The sequence below is a fragment of the Actinomycetota bacterium genome, assembly GCA_013152275.1.
Lineage (GTDB): Bacteria > Actinomycetota > Acidimicrobiia > Spongiisociales > UBA4744 > BMS3Bbin01.
This window is the reverse complement of sequence record JAADGS010000073.1, coordinates 77212-84779: the sequence shown is the minus strand read 5'-3', so window position 1 is coordinate 84779 and position 7568 is coordinate 77212. Positions and strand designations below refer to the sequence as shown.

At 64.6% G+C, this 7568-nt stretch carries 6 protein-coding genes and 1 tRNA gene; 4 read left to right on the top strand and 3 right to left on the bottom strand.

Annotated features, from left to right (window positions below):
• On the top strand, positions 1-185 hold a 185-nt coding region (locus tag GXP34_12080; GenBank protein NOY56710.1), incomplete at its 5' end, for a site-specific integrase.
• A gap of 3 nt (positions 186-188) precedes the next feature.
• Positions 189-704, top strand: a complete 516-nt coding sequence (locus GXP34_12075; GenBank protein ID NOY56709.1) for a site-specific integrase — start codon at positions 189-191, stop codon at positions 702-704.
• A gap of 230 nt (positions 705-934) precedes the next feature.
• Here GXP34_12075 and GXP34_12070 read toward each other — a convergent pair.
• A tRNA-Met gene (locus GXP34_12070) sits at positions 935-1008 on the bottom strand.
• A gap of 87 nt (positions 1009-1095) precedes the next feature.
• On the opposite strand from GXP34_12070, the gene mtnA reads away from it, so the two are divergent.
• Entirely contained in the window at positions 1096-2112 is a 1017-nt protein-coding gene (gene mtnA / locus GXP34_12065; GenBank protein NOY56708.1) for an S-methyl-5-thioribose-1-phosphate isomerase, read from the top strand.
• Positions 2109-2663 carry a class II aldolase/adducin family protein gene (locus tag GXP34_12060; protein NOY56707.1) on the top strand — a complete coding sequence of 185 codons (555 nt, stop codon included), beginning with the start codon at positions 2109-2111 and terminating at the stop codon, positions 2661-2663. Before mtnA ends, GXP34_12060 begins: the two co-directional genes overlap by 4 nt.
• A gap of 68 nt (positions 2664-2731) precedes the next feature.
• Here GXP34_12060 and GXP34_12055 read toward each other — a convergent pair whose 3' ends face one another.
• Together GXP34_12055 and GXP34_12050 are read right to left on the bottom strand one after the other, a co-directional pair.
• Positions 2732-5545: a UPF0182 family protein gene (locus tag GXP34_12055; protein NOY56706.1), complete on the bottom strand. Its 2814-nt coding sequence runs from the start codon at positions 5543-5545 to the stop codon at positions 2732-2734.
• A 28-nt stretch (positions 5546-5573) separates the two neighbouring features.
• Entirely contained in the window at positions 5574-7544 is a 1971-nt protein-coding gene (locus tag GXP34_12050) for a DivIVA domain-containing protein (GenBank protein NOY56705.1), read from the bottom strand.
• Between the last annotated feature and the right edge of the window lie 24 nt (positions 7545-7568).

Sequence of the window (7568 nt, the reverse complement as noted above, 5' to 3'; positions counted from 1 at the left end):
TCCTCCCCACCCTCGGCAGGGTCCCGATCCGTCGACTCCGACCCGATCACCTCGAGGCGCTGTATGACTCCAAGCTGCATCCCACCGACGACACCCGGCCGTCGGCCCCCAAGACGGTGCTGGAGCTGCATCTGATCATCCGGGGTGCCCTCAACGACGCCGTACGCCGCGGCATTGTGTCTTGAGACGTGGCGCTCGTTGCTCACGCCCCCAAGATGCGGTCGATCCCCAAGGTGGAACAGCAGGCCTGGACAGCCCCCGAACTCCAGGCGTTTCTGCGCCAAGCCGCCGGCCACCGGCTGTTTCCCGCCCTGTGGCTTCTCGCCACCACCGGGCTGCGCCGCAGCGAACTCCTCGGCCTGCAATGGACGGATGTCGACCTCGACGCCGCCACCCTCTCGGTCAACCGGGGCCTCGTGTCCGTCGGTTACGATCTCTATGGCTCACGAGGCAAGACCAGCAACTCGCGGCGCGCGGTCGACCTCGACGCGACCACCGTCAAGGTCCTCTCCGCCCTCAAGGCGTGGCAGCAAGCCGAACGGAACGCCGCGGGGATCGAACCAACCCGATGGGTGTTCGCCGACGTCGAGGGCAACCCGATCCACCCCACTCGATCTCCCAGGCCTTCGAACGGATCGTCGCTCAGGCCGGCGCCCCCAAGATCCGACTCCATGACCTCCGCCACACCCACGGCACCCTGCTGATCAAAGAAGGCGTCCCCGTCAAACAACCCGGCGTTCACCATCGACACCTACCAACACGTCCTGCTTGGCACGCAAGCCCAAGCGGCACGCGTCTTCGAGAGGCTGATCGCCAACGGCCGGTAGAAGCGACGGTAGAAGAGCACCGCCAAACGGTAGAAGCCACGGTAGAAGACCGCCGCGAGACGGTAGAAGCCCCGGCCAGGCACACGTCTGACCGGGGATTTCGTTCGTAGCGGGGGCGGGATTTGAACCCGCGACCTTCGGGTTATGAGCCCGACGAGCTACCAGACTGCTCCACCCCGCGTCGCAGCGGTGAGTGTACGCGCCCGCCGGGGCAACCGCAAAGGCGCACCAGGCAGCTACTAGGGTCGCAACCGTGACGCACGAACCCATCACAACCATTCGCTGGGCCGACGGCCGCACGGCCCTGATCATCCTCGATCAGACCCTGCTGCCTCAACGGCGACAAGAGCAGCAACTCGAAACCGTCGAGGAGATCGCAGAAGCGATCGTCTCGCTTCGTGTGCGGGGCGCACCGCTGATCGGCATCACCGCCGCCATGGGCATCGCCGCGCTGGCCAACCAGGCCGCCGGCCGCCTCGATCAGGCCGCTCTCGCCGGCGCCGTCGACCGGTGGGCGGACCGCCTCGCCGTCACCCGCCCCACCGCCGTCAACCTCACCTGGGCGATCGACCGTATGCGATCCGTCGTCTCCCACCGGCCCGACGACCTCGCCCAAGCTCTCACCGACGAGGCCGCCGCCATCCACGACGAAGACCGCTCCATGTGCCGGCGCATCGGCGAGCACGGCCTCACGCTCCTGCGCGACGGTGCCACCGTGCACACGCACTGCAACACCGGGGCACTCGCCACCGGCGGTATCGGCACGGCCCTCGCCCCCATCTATCTCGCCCATGAACGTGGCTGGGCCATTCACGTCTACGCCGACGAGACCCGTCCGCTCCTCCAAGGCAGCCGTCTCACCGCATGGGAACTCGACCAGGCGGGCATCGACGTCACCGTCATCACCGACTCGATGGCCGGTGCCCTGTTCAGCCGCCAACCGCCCGATGTCGTCTTCGTCGGCGCCGACCGGATCGCCGCAAATGGTGACGTCGCCAACAAGATCGGCACCTACCCGCTCGCCGTCCTCGCCCGCCACCACGGCATTCCCTTCTACTCGTTCGCCCCCACCTCCACGATCGATCACGCCACACCGACCGGCGAGGACATCCCCATCGAGCAGCGCTCCGCCGACGAAGTCCGCCGTGGGTTCGGGACGCTCACCGCCCCGGAGACCGCCGACGTCTGGAATCCGGCATTCGACGTCACTCCTGCCGCACTGATCACCGGGATCGTCACCGAGATGGGCATCGCCACGCCACCGTTCGAGCAGACCCTCCCATGAGGTACGACATCCGCTCCGGGATCTGCCGTATCGGCAAGAGCATGCACGGTGCCGGTCTGATCGCCGGACGCGCCGGCAACCTGTCGGCGCGGATCGCCGACACGATCCTCATCACCCCTCGCGGCACCCGCAAGGACACCCTCCGCCCGACCGACCTCGTCGCCGTTCGGCTCGACTCGGACGAGACGTCGACTCGGGCCAGCACCGAACTCCCGCTTCATCGCGCCGCATACCTTGCGAATCCCGACGTCGGGGCGGTTCTTCACGCCCACGCACCGGCGCTCATCGCTGCAGGCCTGCGCGAACTCGACCTCACTGCACGGCTCCCTGAACTCGCCGAAGCGGTCGGCCTCTTCGCCACCGTCGACTTTGCTCCCAGCGGCAGTGAAGAGCTCGGTCGAGCCGTCGGTGCAGCCGTTGCCGACGGGGCGGTCATCGTGCTGCTGTACGGGCATGGTGTGGTCGCCGTCGGGTCGGATCTCGATGAGGCGTTCGACCGGCTCGAGCTTGCCGAGCTGGCAGCGCACGCCGTCCTGATGGCGCAAGAGTGAGCATCCACCTGTTCTCGTGACGCCTCGTGCGGTTAATCCGGCCCAACCGTCACGAGAACGGTTTGGGGTCAGCCGCCGAGCAGCTTCCTCGCCTGCTCGATGAGCCCCCTGGCCTCTTCGATCTTGGCCTGATAGGTCCCCAGATCCCCCGCCCGCAGCGCGGTCTCCGCCTGAGAGAACGCCTCGGCGGCCTGGTCGAGCAGATCGGGTGCCGTCTGGTCGCCAACCGGTTCAGTGGAAGTAGCAGACGTCTCCCCGCCCGCAAACAGGTCTTGGAGCGCCTCGGCCAGGGTCTTACGCATCACAACTTCTTCGTTGAACACCGCAACGACCCGCTTGAATTGCGGCAGGGGCACCTTTGCAGCCTGCAGATAGACCGGCTGAATGTACAGGAGTGACGATTCGATCGGCACCACGAGCAGATCGCCCCGAATCACCTTCGATCCCTGCTGGTTCCACAGCGTGATCTGCTGGGACACCTGCGGGTTCTGATCGATACGTGCGTCGACCTGGTTGGGCCCGTCGACGAACCCGGTGCGGGGCAGGCGATAGTCGATCAGTTTGCCGTAGTCCTCAGGACCCGACTTCGCGATGAGGAACGAGGCCATGTTCGGACGCTCGACCGGCAGGAACGGTTGCAGGATGAGGTAGGAGAGCCGCTGTTCTTCGGGAAGACGCATCAGCAGGTAGTACGGCAGCATCGGCCTGGCCCACGTCGGATCGAGGTACTCGCCACGAAGCTTGTCCTGGTTTCCTGCGTTGGACGGGTCGAGCGGTTCTTCCCACTCGTCCTCACTGTTGTAGAACACGTCGGGTTCGGTCATGTGGAACCGCAGGTACATGTCACTCTGTACACGGAACAGATCCTCCGGATAGCGCAGATGCGCCACGAGATCCTCCGGCATCGTGGACCCGTCGGAGAACAAATCCGGGAACGCAGCCCGATAGGCGCGGATGATCGGGTCACTGTCGTCGACGACGTAGAACCGCATCGTGCCGTCATACGCATCGACGGTCGCCTTCACCGTATTGCGCACGTAGTTGAACTTGTTCGGCAACGTCCCCGCGCCGATACCGAGTCGGTTGATCGACGCCGGCTCCGCGTACGGGTACGCATCCGACACCGTGTACATGTCGACGACCCAGATGAGCCGTCCGCCGACATCGACCAGGTACGGGTCCGAGTCCACCCGCAGGAACGGTGCGGCGGTGCGCAGACGAGCGGAGACGTTGCGAATCATCAGCGTCTTCGAGTCTGTGGTGAGCTGATTCGAGATCACCGTGTTCAGATCCGAGTAGCGCAGCGCGAACGCAGCGCGGTTGAACATGCTGCCGATCGGTACACCACCGGACCCGCCATACGTGTTACGAGCGACCGACTCACCTTCCTGGGTCAGCGGAAAGTCGACTTCCTTCTGCTTGGTCCCGACGATGAGGAACCGATCCGAGTAGGTGTCTCCGAAGTAGATCCGCGGCTGGGTGATATTGAGACTCGGGTCGCTCGCCACAGGGGGAACGTCCTGGACGAGGAACACCGGCTGGCCTTGCTCGTCAACCGCGTTGGCGGGACTCAGGACCGCACCGAATCCGTGGGTGTAGACGAGATGTTCGTTCACCCATCCGGAGATGACATCGGCGGCCTCGTCGAGTTCGCGCCCGGCGATCATCGTCTGCGTGAGCGCACCGTTGATCATGTACCGATCGACATCGACATCGTTGAGTCCGTAATAGGTCCTGATCTCCTGCAGCTGGGTGTACGTGTCGGTGAGCACCGCCGCGTCCCACAACTTGATGTTGTCGACCGTCGGCCGGTTGTTCTCGATATCGTCGAGTGTCAGATTCGGCGACGCGGCGAACTGACGCACCTCAACGTTATTGAGGCCGTAGGCCTGGCGTGTGAAGGTGATGCCGTTCTCGATGTACGGCTTCTCGAGTATCTGCTCGGCGGGTTCCACCCGGAACCGCTGCACCGCAGCCGGAATGATTCCTCCGACGATGATCGACATCACCAGCCAGCCTCCAACTGCGACGGCAGGCAGGGTCCAGCCGCGACTGTGAATGTTCCACAGCAAAAGACCGGCGGCAAACAGGGAAATGAGTGAGAGCAGCGTCAAGGCGGGCAGTTGTGCCTTGACGTCGGTAAAACTGGCCCCATACACAATCCCCCGGGGCGAGTACAACAGCTGATATGCATCGAGCCGGTAGCCGACCGCCTTGAGGATCGCGATCACGGCCAGCAGCACCGACAGATGCGCCCGAACGCCGGCGGATACTCGCGGCGCCCTGCCGGGGAGCAGCCGGATACCACCGTTGAGGTAGTGCATTGCCCCAACGAGCAGCGTCGTGAGAAGCATCAGCTGGAACGCCCAACCGAACAGGTCCCGGTACAGCGGCAGCTTGAAGACGTAGAACGAAACGTCCTTGCCGAGAATCGGGTCCGCCAGCCCGAATGAGCTGCGGTTGAGATAGCGCAGTATGTTGTCCCACCAGCCGGCGGCGCTCACACCGACAAGCACGCCGAACACTGCCGATGCCCCCAACCGTACCTTGCGAATCCGAGGTTCGATCCACTCCTGCATGCGCTCGACGAACTCCTCTTCGGGAGCCATGTCGAAAAGCCGGAACCGGGGTGAGAGGCGGTCGGCGATGAGCACGTTCGTCCAGAGCATCAGGAACGCAATCACCGATCCGATGGCGGCGGGAATCACCTTGAAGAGAATGAGCGTCTCCCACACCGAAGCGAGGTTTACAGATCGGAACCACAACAGATCGGTCCAGAACGTGGCCAAGCCTCGTAATGCCAGGAGTAAGACGAACCCGACGAAGATGAAAAAGGTAAGCCCTCGCCGACTCCGGCGCGGGGTGGGGTTTCGTTGAATCATGTGTCCTCCACTCTAACGGCGGATTAGATCACACGGGCAGAAGGGTGCACTCGCACGACTCGTGCGCCGGTGGCCGTTTCGGGCCCGATGCGAACGCTGCTCCCGGCTCGACCGGACCGGCCTCGGCAAGTGCCCTGCACGTCACACATCCCCGGCCGGTCAACACCCACCGCACCTGCTGCACTCCGGCCTGCTCGAGCGCTCCGATCAGCCCGTCGTGATAGGCGCCGATGGCCAGCAAACGTACCTGTCGTTCGGCCTCATCGACCCGCCACGCCCGGTAGACCCTGGAGATCGCGGCGGCGCGTCGGCGCGGTCCCTCGCCGGCACCGTCGAGGGCGCTGCGCACACCGTCGGTGATCGCTGCCGCAAAGTCGTGCCCTGCGGAACTCTCGATGTGCACGTCGGCCTCTTCGATCTCGCTCTCGAGGAGCCGCCCGGCGCCGGCCCACCCCGCCGACACGGCACGGCGCAGCAGTTCCTCGAGGTCACCGGTGATCGCCACCTCGAGCCTGTCGAGGTCCGGCTTCCACGCGGCCTCTTGAACCCGCAGCTCATCGAGAGCAATGTTCTGCGCTTCGGTGAGGCTCCGCTTCAACGTCCGAAGGGTCTTGTTGGTGATGGGCAAGAGGAGACGGTCCCGCAACTCGAACGGATCGATCGTGGGCACCGAGCGTGCCTCCTGCTCGAGCTGTATGGAAGGCTCCGCCGGCTTCGGACGGGCAGGAATCTCCTTCGCCGCCTGGTCGACCTGGGGTGCGGTCTCCGACTCCGAGCGAAGCCTGGCGAACAACTCGTCGATCCCGGCCGACACGCCCGTGGTTTCCTCACCGACCGGCGTGACCTCGGACGCCTCTGGTGGTACCGGCACTTCGGAAGTTGGTGCGGTCTCGACGGTCCCGGCAGTCTCGACGGTCTCTACGGTCTCGACGGTCCCGGCAGTCTCTACGATCTCGACGGTCCCGGCAGTCTCTACGGTCTCGACGGTCTCGACGGTCTCTACGATCTCGGCAGTCTCTACGATCGGTTCCGGTTGCTTCGGTTCGGGCGGTTGGCGAAGCTTTCGCACCTCCGCGGCCATCGCCTCCGCATCGATTTCTCCGGTCGGCGTTTTCAAACGTCTCGGTGGTCGAACGATGCGAACCGTATCCTCACCTTCGTGCCAGCCTTCGCCGGTCTGTGATGTCTCTCCGTCGCCGTGCCGAGCCTCGGACGTCCGTGACGTCTCTGCATCTCCCCTGCCAACAGGGCCGGGCAGCACCTTCACACTGGAGATATCTGCTGCTCGAGCTTTTCCGATCTCGGCACGCCGTTCCTCGAGCTCGGCACGGAGTTCATTGATCTTGGACTGCAGCGATTCGATCTCTGCGAGCAGCTCAGTTCGACGCTGCATGAGGACCGCAACCCTCTCCTGGGCCGCTGCTCTCTCGGCTTCGCCTTCACGGATCAGCTCGTCACGGTGCAAACGGGCGTCGACGACGAGCTGATCGGCCTGCACCTTGGCTCCTCGGATCGTCTCTTCGGAGTCCTTGCGCGCCTTGACGGCAATTCGGTGAGCGTCACGCTCTGCATCGCTGATGATCGCCAGGGAGTCGCGTTTGGCCCTTTCTACGAGCGCGTCGGCCTCCTCCTGGCATGCTTCGAGCAGCGCCGAACCTTCGTTCCACGCGTCCTGGCGAACCTTCACCGCGTCGTCGCGGGCCTCACCAACGATCTGCTCCGCGTCGACCGAGGCTCTGAATCGCATCCCTTCGGCGGTTTCCCTTGCACTCTGGAGTAGCTCGCCAACCTCGGCGGACACCTGATCGAACTCCGCATGAAGGTCACGGTCGCCAAGTCTGCGAAGCCGGTCACGGAACTGCTCGTTCTCACTCTGCAGAGCGGTCAGCGTTGCGAAGACCTCACGGAGGAACGCATCGACGGCACCCGTTTCGTAGCCCCGCCATCCGGACTTGAACGACTTGGCGGTGACGTCTTCCGGGCGTAGCGAGCCAGCCATGATGCCAACGATACCGTGCCCGAT

What these genes read in the sequence shown, in the direction of transcription:
- GXP34_12055 (NOY56706.1), bottom strand. Translation starts at nt 5,545, where the DNA reads ATGATTCAACGAAACCCCACCCCGCGCCGGAGTCGGCGAGGGCTTACC.
- GXP34_12060 (NOY56707.1), top strand. Translation starts at nt 2,109, where the DNA reads ATGAGGTACGACATCCGCTCCGGGATCTGCCGTATCGGCAAGAGCATG.
- GXP34_12050 (NOY56705.1), bottom strand. Translation starts at nt 7,544, where the DNA reads ATGGCTGGCTCGCTACGCCCGGAAGACGTCACCGCCAAGTCGTTCAAG.